The organism is Brevibacillus sp. MS2.2 (genome assembly GCF_013284345.1).
Lineage (GTDB): Bacteria > Bacillota > Bacilli > Brevibacillales > Brevibacillaceae > Brevibacillus > Brevibacillus brevis_C.
In genome coordinates this window covers 219,018-238,962 of the sequence record NZ_JABSUZ010000005.1, presented here as the reverse complement: position 1 = coordinate 238,962, position 19,945 = coordinate 219,018, and the positions used below count along the sequence as shown (strand labels likewise).

Here is a 19,945-nt window from a genome sequence, read left to right as displayed (position 1 = left end):
GCCCTTCGGAAGCGAGAAGAAAAATTAACAGCCTCGCTAAAACGTTCCCATGTTGATGTGACAGTGACCAAAGCGTTTGCTGACCAGCTCGAGGATGTTTTGGGCGAAAACGGGCACATGCAGGCGAAAATGTCGGGGTATCAACGTCGGGATGCTCAGGAAGCGATGATGCATGCCGTCTATGAGGCAATGGAGGATGGTGCCCATTTATTGGTAGAGGCTGGGACAGGTACGGGAAAATCATTAGCCTATCTCTTGCCGGGGATCATTTGGGCTCATCACAATCAGCAGCAGCTGGTAGTCAGTACCAACACCATTCAATTGCAGGAACAGCTATTCTACAAGGAAATCGCTACCTTGCAGGAGTCTCTGCCGTTTTCCTTTACAGCTTCGACGCTAAAAGGCAGAGGAAATTACTTATGCTTGCGTAAATTTGAACAAGCCGTGGACGAGCCAGTAGAAGGAAGCAGCCAAGAAATGCGCTTGGTCAAAGGACAGATGCTGACTTGGCTCACGCAAACCGTTACCGGTGATGTGGAAGAGCTGAGTATGCCTCCGAGTGGCCAACTGCTGTGGCAACAGGTAAAAAGTGATACGAGCTCTTGTTTGAATCGGGCTTGTCCCTGGTTTAGTCGCTGCTACTATTTTCAGGCGAAGGAACGGGCTCGCGATGTCGATGTACTCATTGTCAATCACGCCCTATTCATTAGCGACTTGCAAGCGGAGAATAGAATCCTCCCTCCGTATGAAGTGGCCATCGTCGATGAGGCTCATCATTTGGAGGATGCCGCGACACAGCATTTAGGCAAGCAGTTTTCAACCACGCAACTTCTTTTCTTGTTAGATCGCGCATCGGTTGAAGAGAGTGGGTCAATTGCCCGCTTCGCAGAAGAGCTGCAAAGCTGGATGCCTGCGGTACAAGAAGATGTAGCCACTAAGCTTCTGGAGCTCAGAAAACAGTCCGCTGCCTTACGTGAGAAAGCGCAGCAATGGACACAGCTCTTGTATGCATGGGCATCAGATCGTGCGGAGGAGACGGCGGACGCTGGACGTGAGACGGTACGTTATCGGATCGAATCCTTTGTAGGCAAACACGAAAAAATACGCAAAGTAACCAAAAAGCTTATTGATGGGATGACCGCATACGCAGCGGACATCGAGCAGCTATTGCGAACGACTCCGCAAGAGGAAAAGCCTCCTTTTGCCGTACGCAGTCTACTGACAGATTTATTCGGCCTCATCAAAGACTGGCAAAACGCCGTGGAGCTGCTTCACTTCTTTTTGCTTGAGCAGGATGCCGAGTATGTATATTGGATGGAAGTAGAGTCCCGTACAGCTCGCAAGCAGGTTCATTTGTCAGCAGCACTCTTGAAGGTTGCCGACTCTCTGGCAGAACCGCTTTTCGCGCAAAAGCGGAGTCTGATCTTGACATCAGCCACTCTGACGGTCAAAAACAGCTTCTCCTACATCAAAAGCCAGTTTGGTCTCGACCAATTGCCCGAGGAACGAGTGCGTACCTTGTCACTGCCATCGCCGTTTCACTATGAAGAGCAGGGATTACTGTTGATTCCATCTGATTTCCCTGCACCAGGCAAAGAGAGTGACCATACGTATTTGGAGGCGGTCATTCAAGGGTGCGTGGATGTCGTACTGGCTTCGAAAGGAAGGACGCTGATCCTGTTCACCTCCCACTCGATGCTTCGACTTGTTTACCAAGCAATGAAGGAACGCCTTGCGGAGGCCCCAGAACCGTATACGTTATTTGGTCACGGGATTGATAGCAACAATCGGAGCAAGCTGGTGCGTCTGTTCCGAAGCATGGAGAGAAGTGTCCTACTTGGGACGAGCAGCTTCTGGGAAGGTGTCGATATCCAGGGGGAATGGCTGAGCAGTTTAGTCATTGTTCGCCTCCCATTTGCTCCACCGAATCATCCAGTCTATCAAGGAAGGGCAGAGCTTTTAAAGGCAGAAGGAAAAAACGCTTTTATGTCCTTGTCTCTTCCACAAGCTGTTCTGCAATTTAAACAAGGGGTAGGTCGATTAATTCGCCACCACTTGGATCGCGGGGTCGTGATCGTTCTAGACACACGTGTGGTTGAGTCGAGATATGGACGCTCTTTCCTTCAATCTTTGCCGCCATTTCAGATCGAAAGCGGTCCATGGCCAACGTTGCGAGAGCGCATAGAGCCATTCCTTAGTATGCAATCCCTGTCAGATTCATAAAATGAAGCAATAGTCTCATAGGGATTAAGGTGATAAAATAAATGTTATGGAAAAAAGCGTGGCCTTGGTGGATTGTAGTTCTTAGTGCGATTTTCCTTTGCGCATGCTCGATTGATAGCCATTTGTATTTGCAAGAAGCAGCAGTGAAGATAGATGACCCGTTTGAAACAGAGACAGAACAGGAATTTTCGGGTCTCATTATCACTTACTTGGCACTTCCGCATGGTGAGAGTACGCTTTTGAGAATGCCAGGTGGCAAAACGATGCTGATTGATACGGGTACGGCAGAAGATTGGCCCGTTCTTTCGGCGCGCTTGGCAGAACTCAAGATCACACGGCTCGATTATGTAGTGTTGACGAACGATCTGCCTGAGCATATGGGAGGCTACGTTTCATTGAGCGAGCAAGTGCTTGTAGATGCCGTCATTTTGCCCAAGCTGATTGCACCATCGATTCGCCATGTCGTGCTGCTTCGCTCCAACCAAAAGCAGATGGAAGCAGAGCAAGGACAAGTACTCACTCTTGACAAGGAAATCTCCATGGAAGTTTTGCTCCCGGATGAACCGTTATTTTTATCGCCTCAGAACAATTCTCTCGTTTTTCGATTGACGCACGGTCAATTGCGATTTTTATTTATGAGCGCAGTGAATGAAAAAGCAGAGGAGCGACTGTTGGAACGGCAAAATGACAGACTGAAGGCGGAAGTGCTAAAGGTAGCCGGTCAAGGGAGCAATCAAGGCTCTTCGCAACCGTTTCTGACGCAGGTCGATCCTCAGGTCGCCATTATTCAGACAGGCCGATCGCGGGATCAAATGAAAGACGGTCAGACGGAAGTCATGGAGCGCCTGGGTGAGTCTTGGGCCGAGACATACGTTACCAGCCACGACGGTTCCATTACCATTTTATCGAATGGAAAAGAATATCGGATTTTGAAGCAAAAGAATTAGGGGGGAAGACCGAACGTGGCAAAACACGAAAAGATTTCAGAAGCGGTCGTCCGTCGTTTGCCGATTTATCTGCGTTACCTCAGTTATTTGCAGCAAGTTGAGGTGACCACCGTTTCCTCCCAACAGATGGGCAAGAATCTTGATGTGAATCCTGCCCAAATCAGAAAAGATCTTGCAGCTTTTGGTGATTTTGGAAAAAAGGGAATCGGCTACGATGTCGATTATCTGGTGGAAAAAATCCGTGAAATTCTGAAGCTAACCGATGAAATCCGTGTCGCTTTGGTCGGAGCTGGGCATTTGGGCCATGCCATTAGTAACTACAACGCTTATTTGAAAGATAACATGCGGATTGCGGCCATCTTTGACAGTAATCCAGAGAAGCAGGGCAAAAAAGTCGCTGGGATACCGATTCAGCCTTTATCAGAGCTGAAGGAAACAATCGTAAACAAGCAAATCAAGCTCGCGATTATTACGGTACCGGCACCTGCAGCGCAATCCGTATGTGATCAGTTGACTCAAGCGGGTATCAGGGGGATCTTGAATTTTGCCCCTACGACGATTCGCGCAGGGAAAGATGTTCGCATTCACTATGCGGATGTGACGTCCAACCTGCAAAGCTTGGCCTACTATTTGACGTAAGAATGGAGTGTATACTATGAAAAAGACGATCCTCATTCACGCAACAGTCATTACCGTTAACGATACGAATGAAGTCATTTACGATGGTGCCGTAGCGTTCGAAGGCAACAAAATTACGTATGTGGGCCCAACTCCTGAGGACCTATCGGAAGCAGGATACGATGAAGTCATCGATCAAAAAGGTGATTACATACTGCCTGGCTTAATCAACACGCATGGACATGCTGGTATGTCCCTCCTACGAGGGTATGCAGATGATTTGCCGCTGCAACAATGGCTGGAAGATAAAATGTGGCCATTGGAGGCACAATTCACGGGAGACACAGTAAAATGGGGTACCCAATTGTCTCTTATCGAGATGATTCGTACTGGAACCACCACGTTTGTAGATATGTATGATCATATGGATGTTGTGGCAAAGGAAGTCGATGGAGCAGGCATGCGTGCCCGCCTTTGCCGCGGTATGATCGGTCTGTGCTCTGAAGAAGAACGTCAAACAAAGCTGAAAGACGCGACTCTTTTTGCAAAAGAATGGCATAATCAGGCAGACGGGCGCATTACCGTCATGATGGCACCGCATGCACCGTACACCTGCTCGCCAGAATTTATTACCCAAATTATCGAAAAAGCTGATGAGCTTTCCTTGCCACTTCATATCCATATGTCTGAAACGGCTTGGGAAGTCGGTCAAAACGAGAAGGACTACGGTCTGCGTCCAGTTGCTCATTTGGAAAAGCTGGGTATGTTCAATCGCCCAACACTCGTCGCGCACGCTGTTCACCTAACGGATGAAGAAATCGACATTTTGGCAAAATACAATGTGAGAGTTTCTCATAATGTAGTGAGCAACCTGAAGCTTGCAAGCGGTGTTGCGCCTGTTCCAAAAATGTTGGCAAAAGGTGTAAGCGTGTCACTGGGTACCGACAGCTCGGCAAGCAACAACAATTTGAATTTGTTTGAGGAATTGAAACTCGCTGCGATCCTGCACAAAGGTGTGAACAACGATCCAGTAGCCGTACCAGCAGAGGAAGCACTTCGCATGGCAACTCGTTATGGCGCAGAAGGGGTATTCCAAGAGGAAACGCTCGGAAGCATTGAAGTAGGCAAGCAAGCTGACTTGATCGTACTGGATAGCCACCAAGCCCATTTCCACCCGGCTCACCAACCGATTTCACATGTGGTGTACGCGGCAAATGGACGCGATGTGAAAGATACGATTGTAGCGGGTAAATTTTTGATGCGTAATCATAAGCTCTTGACTATCGATGAGGAGCGCGCGATTTACGAAGCAAACCGCGTATTCCAAACATTAAAACGGTAAAAGGCTCCTGTCAGGTGGGGGACAGGAGTAAGGCAGTGCAGGTGTAGGTAGGGGAATTGGATACTACGACGTTCCGTTGTTCATTTTCGCTACAGCTTTTGTCAGGAGATGATGGCGAAAATGAAGAGTGGGTGTGTGCGACCATTGACGCAAGGGAGACGACAATCCTGCCCAGGAGACGCGGTATTCCTGTAACAGAAACCCAAGTATGTCAGGAGATGTGGTTTGTTGCGAAGATGTCACGCGCTCACCTCCTCGGGGTGTATAAGTAGTATGACCGCCCGACCTTAAGCTATGATTAGCAACTTTTCCGTGTCGTTCTAAAACCTTCCCGTATAGCATAGGCTAAAGACAAAAATGGGACAGGGGGGACGACATGTACATCCGGCCCAAAATGCTGTGGTGGCTCATTCCTATCCTACTCGGTCTATTTCTGCTTGGGATTGTATTGGGGACAGTAAGTCGATCAGCCAATACAGACAGCACAGATACTGCGTCCGCGGTCAGACAAACAGCAGGAACGGAGCAGACAGCGAGGACGGTAGCAGAGCTTTTGGAGCAGATCACGAAGGACGAGGAGCGCTCATTTCTGGTATACATGCAGGATCAGACCTTGCATGGGCGATTTCAAAATGAGCAATTTCAGCTCACAGGAGAAATTGGTGGTCACCAGCTTGAAATAGCCAGAAAAGATGGGCAGCCCGTATCGGTGCGAATTAATGGCCAGATACAGGATCATGCCGCACTGCCGTATGCGATGTTCACCCCGTATGAGCACGGAGTATTGCTCAAGGGAGTTTTACAATCGGTTAGTCCTGAACGCCTTGAAGATACTACAGGGCAAGGATGGAGTGGATATCGGATAGCGGTTCCACCTGAGGAAGTCTCTTCGTTATTATCGATGTGGTTAGGTCCATCCTTCCCTATTCAAGATTTGACTTCAAACGTAACGAACGGAATGAAAGTCAATTACCAACTATGGTACGAGTCAACTACGGGGCAGCTTCGCCAACTGGAGCTGGATTTGCAAATACAAACGGCAGTTGGAGTGAAGAGAGATCAGCTTCGGTTCCGATTGTAATGTCAGCCACGTAAAGGAGTTACTTTGCTGTGTTAGTACGAATTATCCTATCAATCGTAGCCGTCATTTTACTTACGGGAGCTGGGTTCGCCTATCACCTGACGGCTTCTTTAGCAGGAGAGCGCAATCAATTTGAGGAAACCGTTCGTCAGTGGGTCTTTGATCGCACGACAATCACGGAGATTGAATCCATTGATGAATATCGAGGCAAAGAGAGCTACGCTGTCGTCATCGGGAAAAATAAGGCGGGTACACAGGTTGTAGCATGGATGACAGATCAGAAGGTAAGCTTCGATCGAATGGATCTAGCTGTTCCAAAAAAGAATGTAGAAGAGGCGGTTTACAAGTCATTCCCTCAATCGGAGATCACTCATTTAGTTCCTGGTCTCGAAAACGATAAGAAATTTTGGGAAGTCACTGTCAAAGACAAAGACGGTCGTTTTCACTATATTCACTATGATCTATTCACTGGTGCTTTGCTAACCTCATACGTGCTCGCGCCAACCTAATACGCTTGCTTGACGACAGGCCTTTTCCTTATGGGAGAAGGCCTGTTTGGCATTCCATCCAACATCTGTATAAGAAATTGATATACTCATATGATATACTGGGGACGTTGCAAAGAGAGAGAACGAGAACGATATATATGGGGGGAGTAGCCGTGCAGTTGAAAAAGAGCGTAATTGGATTATCTTTGGTGGCAACCTTGGCACTCCTGTTCGGAGGATGGTTCTTGTATCAAAAGATGGAGATTGAGGAGCCAATCCGTGCAGAAATTGGACAAATGCAGTCCGCAACATTGGGCAATTTGGAGATCAGCAAAGATAAAATTCAAATAGATGTAACTGTTACAAAGCCAGACGCATTTCCAGCAGAATATCGTAATCTGCTAACGGAAACACAAAAGGTCGCTGGGGAAAAAGAAGTGGTCATTGACATAGACAACCAATCGACAGCGATGAACGATATATGGCAGAGCGGTCAATTTGTGTTTACAGAAGCCGTGGAGCTGCATGAATATAGCCGCATTCCAGCCCTCGTGGAACAATGGAAAAAGGGGAATCAGCTGGACGAAGCATCCGCATTGATGGATGACGAGAACATTTATGTTTACTTGAAAAAAGGAACGGAGGATTTTTACACCATCATACCCCGTTCCATTGAAAAAGAGGTGACGGCACGTGCGTAAGGAAGTACTGATCGGCGTCGTACCTGCACTGTTGATTTTTCTTGTTTTTCTTGGTGTAAATATTACGCCATTCTTGGTGTTCGGAGCCGTACTGGGAGCGATTTACTTTCTGGTCATCCGTCAGCAAAATGGACAGGGCGGGAATGTGGCCCTCGGTGGGAAAAGAAAAGCAAACAAGCATGAGCTGCCAAAATCGGACTTGCAGTTTGCGGATATCGGTGGACAGGAACGCGCTAAAAAAGAATTGAAGGAATCGCTTGATTTTCTCGTGTACAAGGACAAAATTGAGCAGTATGGGATTCGCCCGATCAAAGGTGTTCTTTTGACAGGTCCACCTGGTACGGGTAAGACACTGATGGCGAAAGCGGCAGCGAACTATACAAATTCCGCCTTTGTGGCGGCATCAGGTTCGCAGTTTGTAGAGATGTACGTGGGTGTCGGTGCACAACGCGTCCGTGAATTGTTTCAAGAAGCGAAGGCATTAGCAGAGAAAAATGGGCAAGACAGCGCGATTATTTTTATCGATGAGATCGATGTCGTCGGTGGAAAAAGGGACGGTCAACAGCAGCGTGAATACGATCAAACCTTAAATCAACTGTTGACGGAGATGGATGGTGTAGCTACGACTGACAAGCCGCGGATTTTAGTCATGGCAGCTACGAACCGAAAGGACATGCTCGACGCAGCGTTGTTACGTCCTGGTCGTTTTGACCGCCATATTAGCGTCGATCTTCCAGACAAACCAGCACGCGAGCAGATTTTGACCATTCATACGGCCAATAAACCGTTAAGCGAGGATGTCACATTGGAAAAAGTGGCACAGGAGACATTCGGATTTTCTGGCGCACAGTTGGAGAGTGTAGCGAATGAAGCAGCCATCTATGCCATGCGTGACCGTCAGGAAAAGATCACGGCGAAGCATTTTGCCTATGCAGTGGACAAGGTCATGCTCGGTGAGAAGGTAGATCGTCAAGCATCAGAGGAAGAGAAGAAGCGCGTTGCACTCCACGAACTGGGACATGCCATTGTCAGTGAGAGTGTGCGACCAGGCTCTGTCTCGCAGGTCACGCTGAGTCCACGTGGCAAAGCACTAGGATACGTCCGACAAAATCCAATGGAAGACCGCTATCTGTATACCAAGGAAGCAATGGAGAAGCAAATCATGGTTAGCCTTGGGGGAGCCGTAGCGGAGGAAATCTACTACGGTGGGCGCAGTACTGGATCGAAGAATGACTTCGAGCAAGCGCTGGGAATGGCACAGGAAATTGTACAAAGCGGTATGTCCGAGCTAGGGATTGTACATTTGCAATACGTGGATAAGAATCGGATTCATGACGAGGTTGAGCGTTTGCTGGAGGGATTGCTCGTAGAAACTCGCAATCTTTTGAGACAGTACGACTCCGTATTCCAAACGGGCTTGTATACATTGTTGGAAGCGGAAGTTCTGCAAGGCGATGAGTTCAGGGCGCTATTGTCACAAACGAAGGAAGAAGTTGCTGTATAAGTGAAGATAAAGAACCTGCTAGCCAAAGGAAGAGTTGGTGAAGCAGGTTTTTTTGTGTTTGCTGGCAACTTTGGCAAATCAGGGTGAAACAATTTTGTAGACACGGTGCCAAATAGGGAAATGGATGAATATCCTACAAAAGTGATACGGGAATGAAATCAGGAGGCAAGGAGACCCTATGGCCAATGTGAACCGGCGAAAAGCTAACAAAAGTCTGAGTAAAACCTTTAGGCAGACCATGAACGAGTTACCGCTCTCATATACATCATCACCTGATCGGGAGTGGATGGAAGACCTCGAATTAAATCTGCTTGAAAGTAATTTGGAGAGCACTCACAGAATACCTCCCCTCTCTGCTGCCACACCGAAAGAGCAACAAAAACCGATTCCCAAAGTACCCAAGCAGGACCTATCCTCCAAACAGGACTCGTTTTCCAAGCAGGATACATCTTCCAAACAGGACTCGTTTTCCAGACAGGATTTGACTTCCAGACAGAATTCAATTTCCAGACAGGACCCAACTTCCAAACAGGATTCAACTTTCAGACAGGACTCAACTTCCAAACAGGAGGCATCTTCCAAACAAAACGCATCTTCTAAACAAAACGGATCCTCCAAACAAAGCTCAACTGCCAATCCGAACTTTTATTCGAAGGTCATCAAAGATCGCAATGATGATCGTGTCCAATCGTTTGTCTATACAGACGACTTGACAGATCAATCGGTGACAACTGAAAAAATTGCGAACCGTGCCATTGACGCGTCCAAGATTAAGCAAGGCGCCGTGGATAATTCGATTTTGAAGGATTATGCCGTGGACAGCAGTAAACTCGCGGACAAGAGCGTAACTTCCACCAAACTCGCACCGCACGCGGTACAAAGGGATCATCTGGGGCAAGGAATCGTAAGTGGCGAGCATTTGCAGGATTATTCGATTTCTGCGCAAAAATTGATCAACCATAGCATTACGTCGGAGAAGTTAGCTGATAAAACCATCGACTCGATGAAATTTGCCGACCACTCGATTCAGAGCAAGCATATTCAGGATCAAGCGATCACGAATGAGTTGCTCCAGGATCAATCGATTACTTCGGAAAAAATAAAGATGGGGACCATTCAAACAAGTAATCTCGCCAATTATGTGATAAACACAGTGAAGCTTGAGGATGGAGCTGTCACAGGCGATAAATTACGCGATGGAGCAGTAACTTCCACGAAGATAGACGAAGATGCAATTGAATCTCAGCATATTCGTGAAGGGTCCATTTACCACCATCATCTCACGGAAGAGCTAATAGATGGCAGTAACATTAGCGCTGGCAGCATCACGGATCATCACATTGCATTTCAGGCCATTTATAGCCAGCATTTACATCCAGAAGCGGTGACCAGTGATAAAGTGGGGCCATATGCGATATTGACTGAGCATTTGGACAACAACAGTGTCACGTCAGAAAAGCTCGCCAAAGAATCAATCGGCAGCACACATTTACAAGCTGGCAGTGTCCTATCGAGTCACTTGCAAGACGGGATGCTAACGGCTAAAAAAATCGGTGATCAGCAGATTACCACAGCCAAGATAGCTGATAAGGCTATCACTACCGACAAATTGGCGAACAGGAGTGTAGGAGAGCAACACTTGCTCGATGAGAGTGTGAGTTCACGACATCTGATTGACGGGACCATTCGCTCAGAAAAGCTGGCAAGAAGATCTGTGGAAGAACAGCATTTAACTGACAGAATCATTGGGGGCAATCATCTACGCGAGTACATCATCCAGACCCAGCATCTGCATGACCACTTGGTGACCACATCAAAATTGGCGCCGGAATCTGTTTCCACAGACAAAATTTCAGATTTAAGCATTACGACAAGCAAACTTGGAGATGCCGTTATCACAGCGCCCAAAATAGCTAAAGATGCGATCAAGACACGCCATCTGGGCAGATCATCCGTCACGGGGGAAAAAATTGCGGAAAAAGCAATTTCCTCTACACATCTCAACAGTCACATCATTCAGGCAGACCATCTCCAAGGTAACTCCATTTCCAAGGAAAAATTACAGGACGGCAGTGTCACTCGAGATAAAATAGCCGATCAGAGCATTGATGCGAGTAAGCTGGATAGCCATTCTGTTCATGGAGCTCATGTCATAAAAGGCAGCTTGGATGGAACGCACATTAAGGAAGGAACGCTCAAAGGGAATCATCTTATCAGCAAGAGCATAACAGAACAGCATCTGCAAAACCGGATTATTACGCAGGAAAAACTGGCAGAGGACTCCGTGACCGGTTCTAAAATTGCGTCCAAAGCTGTCACTACGCATCACATTGCGGATCAGTCCATTAGCGCTGAGAAGATGACCTTTCCCGTAATTGAGACGCATAATCACATAGGAGTAACCTTGCAACAATTCGGTTTCGTCCCCTTCAGACTTTCTGCCACTAGCAAGTCTACAGATGTGATCGTTCGATTGCCACAACCTTATGCGGATACACATTATTGTATGGTCGCGATGACAAATCAACCGGGGATATATACGTCGCTCAAATACACGAAAAGGACTTCAGCGATGATCACCGTATTTCGCAATCAGGAGGGGCAGGAAGCGACTGGAGTGATTCACTGGATCGGGATTGGAGTAAAAGGAGTAGATGTCCCACACGAAATGCTGGATTGGTCAACAGAGATGGGACAACTGGAGGCAGAAGAAGTCGAGGAAGATCAAAGTGACGAAGATCACGACTTTGAAACGGAAGACATGGATGATGAAGATACGTATGATGAAGACGTGGAAGTGGAGGACGTAGAAGACGAAGATATGGATGATGAAGACGCGGAAGATGGGGACATGGAAGACGAGGATACGGATGATGAAGACATGGAAGATGAGTACACCGACGAGGAAGACATGGAAGATCACGACATGGATGAATATGAAGAGGAAGAAGACACGGATGAAAGTGATTTCGAACAAGATTATGAAAGTAGTGAAGAATACGATATCGAGTACGATAAATAATTCGGTAGGAAACAACAATGGGGCGAGTGGATGATTCAGAAGCAGGGAGGCCGATGTTGAGATCAGGTCTCCCAAATGTACAATTGTTTACATAATTATTTTATGGTTAACATTTTGCAGGGAGACTTTCATTGAATTTGCAGGCCCCCAATAGTATAATTGGTAGGTATACTTAGTCTGTATTTGCGTGGCATGGTAAATGGAGGGAATCATTCAATGTTGACGACGATTGCCCGAATCGGGCAGCATGTTGGACAAGAAGTACGCCTGGGATGCTGGTTATACAACAAACGCAGCAGCGGCAAGATTCAATTTTTGCAGCTTCGCGACGGCTCCGGCTTCATCCAAGGTGTAGTAGTAAAAGCGGAAGTAGCGGAAGACGTGTGGGAGAATGCTTCACAGCTCACACAAGAAAGCTCACTTTACATAACCGGTGTAGTTCGTGCGGATGACCGCGCACCAAGCGGTTACGAACTGACAGTAACAGGCGTGGAAATTATTCAGATCGCCCAGGAATATCCGATTTCCTTGAAGGAACACGGTGTTGACTTCCTCATGGACCATCGCCACCTGTGGCTGCGTTCTCCACGTCAGCGTGCAGTCATGGCTGTGCGTTCTGAGGTGATTCGAGCCATGTATGAGTTCTTCCACGAGAACGGTTTCGTAAAAGTAGATCCACCGATTTTGACACCGACCTCTGCGGAAGGTACCACGAATCTGTTCCATACCAAATATTTTGAGGAGGATGCGTACCTCTCGCAGTCCGGCCAGCTTTATATGGAAGCAGTCGCTATGGCGTTAGGTCGCGTTTACTCTTTCGGTCCAACTTTCCGTGCCGAGAAATCCAAGACACGTCGTCACTTGATCGAGTTCTGGATGATCGAGCCGGAGATGGCTTTCGTGGATCATGAAGAAAATCTGCGTATTCAGGAAGCGTTCGTTTCTCATGTGGTACAATCCGTATTGAAAAACTGTGAGCGCGAACTGAAAACGTTGGAGCGCGATACAACAAAACTGCAAAATGTAACGGGGTCGTTCCCACGCATCTCTTATGATGATGCGATCAAACTGTTGCAGGAAAAAGGTAGCGAGATCAAATGGGGAGACGACTTCGGGGCACCGGATGAGACGATGATTGCGGATCACTTCGACAAGCCTGTTTTCATCACCCATTATCCTACTGAAATCAAGGCTTTCTACATGAAGCCACACCCTGAACGTCCAGAAGTGGTTCTGTGCGCGGACATGATCGCACCGGAAGGCTACGGTGAAATCATCGGGGGTAGCCAGCGAATTGATGATCCAGAACTCTTGGAGAAACGTTTTGCTGAGCATGAGCTTTCGGAAGAGGCATATCGCTGGTATTTGGATCTGCGCAAATACGGTACAGTTCCTCACTCCGGCTTCGGTTTGGGTCTGGAGCGTACGATTGCATGGATTTGCGGTCTGGATCACGTGCGTGAAACCATTCCATTCCCACGCATGCTGAATCGTCTCTACCCTTAGAGAGTTCCTTTATCACTGAACGATCTACACCCTGTTGCGCGAGGGCAGCAGGGTGTTCCTATTGTTTGACAGCGCGTTTTACGCACTCCCTTGTTATTCCAACCCAGAGGTGAATATGCGTTATGGACTCCCATATATTGCAATTGTTGCAAGAAGGAGCAACATCCGTCTCCAACCTTCTTTTGAAAATGTATAAGCGTATGTCATTGACTGATGACGAGATGATGCTGTTGATTCATCTGCTGTCCTTTCAGCAGGAAGGGAATCGATTCCCGACCTTAACAGAGCTGGAGGAACGCATGTCCATGACGAGCAGGAGATTGATTCAATCTCTTCAAAAGCTATTAAAAGAAGATTGGATTACGATAGATGAGTTTATCGATCCACAGACTGGCATGCGTCATGAACAATACAATTTGACCCCCTTGTACAAAAAGCTGTACCAGACCTGGCGGGAGCAGCAAGCAGACCCGAGAAGCATGGAGCCTTTTATGGAAGTGGCCGTTTCTCTGGATGCCGAACCTGTTGCCATTTACGCTCGTTTTGAGCAGGCATTCGGTCGCCCGCTAGCGCCATTTGAATTGGAGAACATCCACATGTGGACCGAACAGGACGGCTATCAGGAAGAATTGATTTTGACCGCTTTGCGTGAGGCTGCAACCGTTGGCAAACTCCACATCCGCTATATCGACAGGATCTTGCTCGAATGGCAAAAGCAACAGATTACAACCGTAGAACAAGCGCGTCTTTACAGCTTGAACTTCCGTAGACAAGCAAATATGAGAGACCACGGGCAACCGCTTTGATTTCCTCCAAATCAAGCGGTTTTTTCTATGTCACCGTACACGTACCCATTTTCCTTGACTGTCATAACATATTACGTAGATGCAAGCTTCAGGAGGCGATGACTTGTGGAAAAACGGAAAAAATGGGATCTGTCTCATTGGGTAACGCCAGGTGTGTTTTCAGGAAGTTATGTCGTAGATGAGGCAGTTCAACGTATTTCAATTGTAAAAGCCAATGAAAAAGAGGAAGAGGAAGTAACGGAAAACGTCCAGGAGTTGGTCGTAAATACAACAGGTGAGCAGCCGAAGGAACTGGTCTTGGAGCCTACCTTCGAAATTATTATGAGAGAGACCGATGAGGCAGTCGTAGAACAGGTTCACAAGCTTGAGCAAGAAGTGTTGGTACTGAGAGAGGCGCTGGCTTCGTGGGAAGAAAGGTGGGAGAAGCTTGAAGAGAACCATACAAAACAATTGCAGTACTTGTATCAAGTAGTTCTTTCACTGAAAAAGGAGTGGGAGATCGAGCGAAATGAACATCGCAATTATTAGTCCGGGTCCCTTTTCTGTACCACCGGTCAAAGGAAGCTCGGTCGAACACGATATAGACGAGGTCACAAAGATGATCGAGCCCATGCATAACGTGACGATCTACACTCGTAAATGTGCGACCTATCCAACCTCATCCGTGGAAGAAAACCGGCAGTTCATTCGCGTCCCGTATCAAGGGCCTAAGCCTTATTTGCGCCGGATCATTAACCATATCAAAAAGAACAAGCCAGATGTCATTCTCGTGGAAAACAGACCGATCTATGTTCTCACATTAAAACGCCATTTTCCCAAGATCCCGGTCTTCGTGAATATGCACTCTCACGTGTATGGATCACAGCCAATCATCAGCAGGGAAAAGATGCGGCGCGCCGTTCGCCAGGCAACAGGTTTTATTACGAACAGTGAATTTTTACGTCAACATTTTATTCGTTCGTGCAAGATTCCTGCAAACAAAATTCATGCGGTTCACCTCGGAGTCGATGTCACTCCTTATCAGGTTGCAAAGATAGCGGTCAAAAAAATGCGTCAAGAACTCGGATTGAAGCCAGATGATCGCGTCTTGTTTTATGCCGGCAGACTCATGCGGGGTAAAGGGGTGCATGTGCTGATCAAAGCCTTTCGTCAGGTGAGCAAACAAGATCCGAAAGCTAAACTCGTCATTGTGGGTGGCACGGGATACGGCAGTAATCGCCTGAATCCGTACGTTCGTGAGCTCAAGAGACTTGCGAAGCCTTTGGGTGAAAAGGTGCGTTTCGTCAATTTCGTACCATCCGCAAAAATGCCGCTTTACTACCAAATTGGGGATGTCGTGGCGACACCATCCGTTTGGAAAGAAGCGTTTTGCCGTGTCAATTTAGAGGCAATGGCTTCCGGAAAGCCCGTCATTTCCACTCCACGTGGCGGCATTCGTGAAGTCGTTGCCCACGAGAAAAGTGGCTTTATCATTCCGCCAAAAGATTGGAAAAAAGGATTGCCTGCTGTCTGGGAACTGTTGTGGAGTTCACCCGCCGTCCGGAATGAAATGGGCAAACAGGCTCTGCAACGAGCTAAGTTTTTTTCTTGGTACGCAACTGCGCAAGGCTATCTGAACGTGTTTGAAACAGTTGTTCCAACGCGGAGTGAAGAGAAACAACCGCTTTTAAAAACAGGTTAATTCGAATGGAACGGATGTAGGTGGTTGCCTTTTCTTGCGCCAATGTGGACGTCTGCCCTGTCCAGCTATTCAGATACGCATACCTTATAAGTATCGCAGAGCACAACTGGGGAGTGATACTTGTGAAAGGGTTAATCTTGTGTGCTGGACGTGGGACGCGACTGCACCCCTTTTCCTATTCGCAACCGAAAACCCTCCTCCCTGTGGCCAATCACCCGGTCTTACACTACTGCATTCGCAAACTGCGTGAAGTGGGCATTCAGGACATTGGCATCGTGATACATCCTTCTCAAGTACAGATTCCTCCCATGGTGGGCGATGGTAGTCAATTCGGGGCTACCATTACGTTTATCAGGCAGGAGGTACCACTGGGAATTGCCCATGCTGTCCAGCTAGCGCAACCGTTTTTGCAAGACGAACCGTTTATCTTGCTACTAGGTGATAATTTGTTAATGGATTCGCTTCACGGGCTAACAAAAGCGTTTACGAAGGGAAAATCTGACGGTGTCGTGATGCTAAGTAAAGTGGAGAGACCACAGGACTATGGGATCGCAGAAGTACAAAAAGGAAGACTGATCTCTGTAGAGGAGAAGCCACGTCAGCCAAAGAGCAATCTGGCGGTTATCGGCGCATACCTGTTTACGCCACCTATTTTTGAGTCGATTGCTAACCTGCAGCCATCTCCACGAGGCGAACTAGAAATAACGGATGCGATTCAATCGATGATTAATCGCGGATTCAAATTGGCTCACTCCGTCACCAACGGAAAGTATTCGGATGTGGGAACCATCGATCGCTGGCTGGAGGCCAACCAGTGGATGCTTACGAAGGAGCTAGGCAATCAACATCAAATTGGCAAAGGAACCATTGTGAAAAATGCGAAGATTACGGGTCCTGTAAGAATCGGTGAAGATTGTGTGATTGAAAATTGCCAAATAGGACCGTACGTCTCGATCCAAAATGGCGTAAGCTTGAGAAATTGCTCGTATATCGAAAATAGTATTTTGCTGGAAAACAGCTCGCTGCAAGACATTGCTTGGAAAATAACAAACAGCGTTTTCGGCCGCTCATCGATGATGACGGGTCAATCTTCTAACAGTACGGGAGTTTTCATTGTAAGCGACAAATCGTCCATTTGCATTCCGGCTGTCAAGAGGGAGGACGTATGAATCCGACCTTTACTGTAGTCATTCCGACATACAATCGCGCCAAGTTTATTCGCAAAGCCATCAACAGCGTTTTGAATCAAACCTCAAAAGATTGGAAGCTGTTGATCATTGACGATGCGTCCACCGATCACACCAGAAGTAAAATTGAAAAATATATGTACCACCCAAACATTCTGTATCATCGAATGGAAAAAAATTCTGGCATCGGCAAAGTGATGAATCAGGCATTGTCAATGGTGGATACCCCTTATCTCGTACAACTCGACTCCGATGACTGGTTACCGAAACGAACGCTGGCAGTGATCAAAAAGTACATTCACAAAAGCAAGAAAAGCACGGCTCTCTTCTACGGGAACATGAACATCTGGAAAGTTAAGCGCGGAAAGTATACCAAGACGATTAAGGTGAAACACAAGACCTTTCATAACAAATACCAGTTTTTGAAATACAATCGCTGGATGGTCTCTCCACGCTGCTATCGCGTAGAAGCTCTGCATCAAGTGGGTGGTTGGGATACCTCGGATCGATACGAGGGAAGGATTATGGAGGATCGGCGAATCATTTTGCGGTTAATTGAAAAGTATCCAGTGAGATACATCAACAAAATTCTTTACAACCGGACGAAGCATAAAGGTCAGCTCACGGACAGCAAGATGAAGTTTCGCCGTAATTATTTGCGAAAAAAAACATTCAAATATTATCTGAAAAGGTGGGGCAAGAAGTACAAGGCCATCTATGGTTACAAAAACGGTTATTTAGTCATTAAAAGGCTGAAGAAAGTGAGGCGTCGGAGACGATGAAGAAAGCTCTTGTCACCGGCTGTGCAGGCTTTATTGGGTCTCATTTGACACAGCGCTTGTTGAACGATGGCGTGACAGTCATCGGGATAGACGGTTTCATCGATAACTACGATGTTGCTGCGAAACTGCGTAATCTGGCCGAAATAGGAAAACATCCTGCCTTCACCTTCCACTCTACAACACTTCAGACTGGGCGTTGGGACATTTGGCTCGAGAACGTCGACGCTGTTTTCCATCTCGCTGCCTTGCCGGGCGTAAGAAATAGCTGGGGAAAGTCTTTTGCCGATTATGTTAGCCATAATATTTTGGCTACACAAGAATTGCTGGAGGCTTGCTTGCAAAGACCGAAGCCACCTGTCATCGTGGTCTCGTCCTCTTCCTCGGTTTACGGGACGATGCAAGGGACCGTAACCAATGAAACTGCGCCTCTTCGCCCGGTTTCCCCTTATGGTGTGACCAAGGAAGCGATGGAACAAATCTGCTCGGTTTATGTAAAAGCTTATGGACTCCCGGTTAGCATGCTTCGCTACTTTACGGTATACGGTCCCAGACAGCGTCCCGATATGGCTTTTCATCGTTTCTTTCGTCAAATGATGAAAGGCGAGCAGGTCATCATCTATGGGGATGGCCAGCAATCCAGAGACTTTACGTATGTGACAGACGCGGTAGAGGCGAATCTGCTCGCTGCACAGCATGCTGTTCCCGGTGACATTTTTAATGTGGGGGGAGACCGGGAAATCAAGCTCATCGATGTGCTATCCATCATGGGCACGTTAATGAATCTGACCCCTCGCATTACGTTTCAAAATGGGCCGGCAGGTGACTCCTTACGAACCTGTGCGGATATCCAATTTGCCCAACAACGCTTGGGATACAAACCAAAAGTGACGCTAGAAGAGGGACTTCGCCTTCAATTAGAAGAGATTCGTTCTCAATCGAAGGGGTAACACCCGTCATCAAGGAGGCCAGTTGCATGCATCGGGTCCTCGTTTATCGCAGAAAGTTTCTTCCCAAGAGTGAAACATTTATTTATGAGCAATTGCTTGGACATCAAGTGGTCAAACCCGTGGTGTTGACCCGACAGCGAGCCTTTAACCGAAAACAATTTCCTTATTCGCCGGTCTATGTGCGCAAGCATATGGCCGGCCTCTCCACTTGGCTGCGACGTAAAAAAATTAAATGCCTGCATGCCCGTTTTGGTCCTGCTGGATTAGAATTGCTTCCTTATGCACAAAAAAGCAAGCTCCCCCTGATTACTTCCTTTCACGGCTTTGATGCCACCAAGCGTGTCAAAGAAAATCCATTGTACAGACGGTCCCTTTCGCGTCTCTTTCGAAAGGGCCATGCGTTTACCGTCGTGAGCAATCACATGAGAAAGCGATTGATTCATCTGGGCTGTCCCCCATCTAAAATTACCCTTATCCGCTCAGGAATTGATTTGCGCAAATTTCCCATGCTGCCGCCACAGCCGGTGGAAAATGGGGAGTACCGATTGCTAAGCGTAGGGAGACTGACTGAAAAAAAGGGTATGGATACGTTAATTAAGGCGTTTACCCATGTGCATAAAAAACATCCCAAGGCAAAGTTAATCATCGTCGGCGATGGAGAAGAAAAAAAGAAACTCAAACGACTGATCAAGAAAAATAGGTTAGGCACACAAGTCGTGCTCAAAGGGGCTCTGCCACATCGTGAAGTCCAGCGTGAACTGGCCAAGTGCCATTTGTTCATCATCGCATGCAAGACAGCGAGAAATGGCAACCAGGAGGGGATTCCTAATGTCATCATGGAAGCGATGGCTAGCGGACGCCCTGTCATTTCCACCTATCACGCGGGAATCCCTGAGCTGGTTGAACACAAAGTGACTGGATATCTGGTTCCGGAGAAATCACCGACTGCGCTCGGGAAAATGATAAACCGTGTACTAACAGAAAGTCACGAGTGGGCACAGATCACGACGGAGGCTCGGCTGAAAGTAGAAAAAAACCACGATATCCACCAGCAACGGATGAGACTAGAAGAGCTTTATTTGCGTGTGTCGAAAAAATGATGAGGTGAAG

At 47.4% G+C, this 19,945-nt stretch carries 18 protein-coding genes; 17 read left to right on the top strand and 1 reads right to left on the bottom strand.

All coding sequences use genetic code 11. The annotated features are described in order from the left end of the window. The 4 genes from HP568_RS06780 to HP568_RS06765 form a co-directional block, all read left to right on the top strand. The coding region (locus tag HP568_RS06780; RefSeq protein ID WP_173628696.1) for a helicase C-terminal domain-containing protein at window positions 1-2,223 on the top strand (2,223 nt) is incomplete at its 5' end. 41 nt (window positions 2,224-2,264) lie between these two features. Further along, window positions 2,265-3,170 (top strand): ComEC/Rec2 family competence protein, encoded by a 906-nt coding sequence (locus HP568_RS06775; RefSeq protein WP_173628695.1) that lies wholly within the window; start codon window positions 2,265-2,267, stop codon window positions 3,168-3,170. 15 nt (window positions 3,171-3,185) lie between these two features. Beyond that, complete coding sequence (locus tag HP568_RS06770) at window positions 3,186-3,809, top strand: redox-sensing transcriptional repressor Rex (protein WP_048032672.1); 624 nt, start codon at window positions 3,186-3,188, stop codon at window positions 3,807-3,809. Between the two features lie 16 nt (window positions 3,810-3,825). Then, complete coding sequence (locus tag HP568_RS06765) at window positions 3,826-5,130, top strand: amidohydrolase (RefSeq protein WP_173628694.1); 1,305 nt, start codon at window positions 3,826-3,828, stop codon at window positions 5,128-5,130. Window positions 5,131-5,193: 63 nt separating this feature from the next. Here the strand turns inward: HP568_RS06765 and HP568_RS06760 are convergent, their stop codons facing one another. Further along, window positions 5,194-5,373, bottom strand: a complete 180-nt coding sequence (locus HP568_RS06760) for a hypothetical protein (protein WP_133257456.1) — start codon at window positions 5,371-5,373, stop codon at window positions 5,194-5,196. 133 nt (window positions 5,374-5,506) lie between these two features. Here HP568_RS06760 and HP568_RS06755 point away from each other — a divergent pair, with 133 nt between their 5' ends. From HP568_RS06755 to HP568_RS06695, 13 genes are all read left to right on the top strand, one after another. Next, window positions 5,507-6,211, top strand: a complete 705-nt coding sequence (locus tag HP568_RS06755; protein WP_173628693.1) for a hypothetical protein — start codon at window positions 5,507-5,509, stop codon at window positions 6,209-6,211. 29 nt (window positions 6,212-6,240) lie between these two features. After that, window positions 6,241-6,720, top strand: coding sequence for a cell wall elongation regulator TseB-like domain-containing protein (locus HP568_RS06750; protein WP_048032674.1), 480 nt, complete (start codon window positions 6,241-6,243; stop codon window positions 6,718-6,720). A 152-nt stretch (window positions 6,721-6,872) separates the two neighbouring features. Further along, window positions 6,873-7,400: a hypothetical protein gene (locus HP568_RS06745; RefSeq protein ID WP_173628692.1), complete on the top strand. Its 528-nt coding sequence runs from the start codon at window positions 6,873-6,875 to the stop codon at window positions 7,398-7,400. Continuing rightward, complete coding sequence (locus HP568_RS06740; RefSeq protein WP_173628691.1) at window positions 7,393-8,904, top strand: AAA family ATPase; 1,512 nt, start codon at window positions 7,393-7,395, stop codon at window positions 8,902-8,904. The genes HP568_RS06745 and HP568_RS06740 overlap by 8 nt, the downstream gene beginning before the upstream one ends. A 178-nt stretch (window positions 8,905-9,082) precedes the next feature. After that, on the top strand, window positions 9,083-11,926 hold the full coding sequence (locus HP568_RS06735) for a WIAG-tail domain (RefSeq protein ID WP_173628690.1): 2,844 nt from the start codon (window positions 9,083-9,085) through the stop codon (window positions 11,924-11,926). Window positions 11,927-12,142: 216 nt separating this feature from the next. Continuing rightward, window positions 12,143-13,432, top strand: coding sequence for an asparagine--tRNA ligase (gene asnS, locus HP568_RS06730; protein ID WP_173628689.1), 1,290 nt, complete (start codon window positions 12,143-12,145; stop codon window positions 13,430-13,432). Between the two features lie 122 nt (window positions 13,433-13,554). Beyond that, window positions 13,555-14,238 carry a DnaD domain-containing protein gene (locus HP568_RS06725; RefSeq protein ID WP_007723121.1) on the top strand — a complete coding sequence of 228 codons (684 nt, stop codon included), beginning with the start codon at window positions 13,555-13,557 and terminating at the stop codon, window positions 14,236-14,238. Between the two features lie 105 nt (window positions 14,239-14,343). Beyond that, a complete protein-coding gene (locus tag HP568_RS06720) occupies window positions 14,344-14,766 on the top strand; it encodes a hypothetical protein (RefSeq protein WP_048032678.1) in 423 nt (140 codons plus the stop codon). Further along, window positions 14,747-15,919: a glycosyltransferase family 4 protein gene (locus HP568_RS06715; RefSeq protein ID WP_173628688.1), complete on the top strand. Its 1,173-nt coding sequence runs from the start codon at window positions 14,747-14,749 to the stop codon at window positions 15,917-15,919. Before HP568_RS06720 ends, HP568_RS06715 begins: the two co-directional genes overlap by 20 nt. A gap of 122 nt (window positions 15,920-16,041) precedes the next feature. After that, on the top strand, window positions 16,042-17,088 hold the full coding sequence (locus tag HP568_RS06710) for a glucose-1-phosphate thymidylyltransferase (RefSeq protein WP_048032680.1): 1,047 nt from the start codon (window positions 16,042-16,044) through the stop codon (window positions 17,086-17,088). Next, window positions 17,085-17,888, top strand: coding sequence for a glycosyltransferase family 2 protein (locus HP568_RS06705; protein ID WP_173628687.1), 804 nt, complete (start codon window positions 17,085-17,087; stop codon window positions 17,886-17,888). Before HP568_RS06710 ends, HP568_RS06705 begins: the two co-directional genes overlap by 4 nt. Next, window positions 17,885-18,835 carry an NAD-dependent epimerase/dehydratase family protein gene (locus HP568_RS06700; RefSeq protein WP_048032682.1) on the top strand — a complete coding sequence of 317 codons (951 nt, stop codon included), beginning with the start codon at window positions 17,885-17,887 and terminating at the stop codon, window positions 18,833-18,835. The genes HP568_RS06705 and HP568_RS06700 overlap by 4 nt, the downstream gene beginning before the upstream one ends. A gap of 26 nt (window positions 18,836-18,861) precedes the next feature. Beyond that, on the top strand, window positions 18,862-19,935 hold the full coding sequence (locus HP568_RS06695; RefSeq protein WP_048032683.1) for a glycosyltransferase: 1,074 nt from the start codon (window positions 18,862-18,864) through the stop codon (window positions 19,933-19,935). Window positions 19,936-19,945 lie beyond the last annotated feature (10 nt).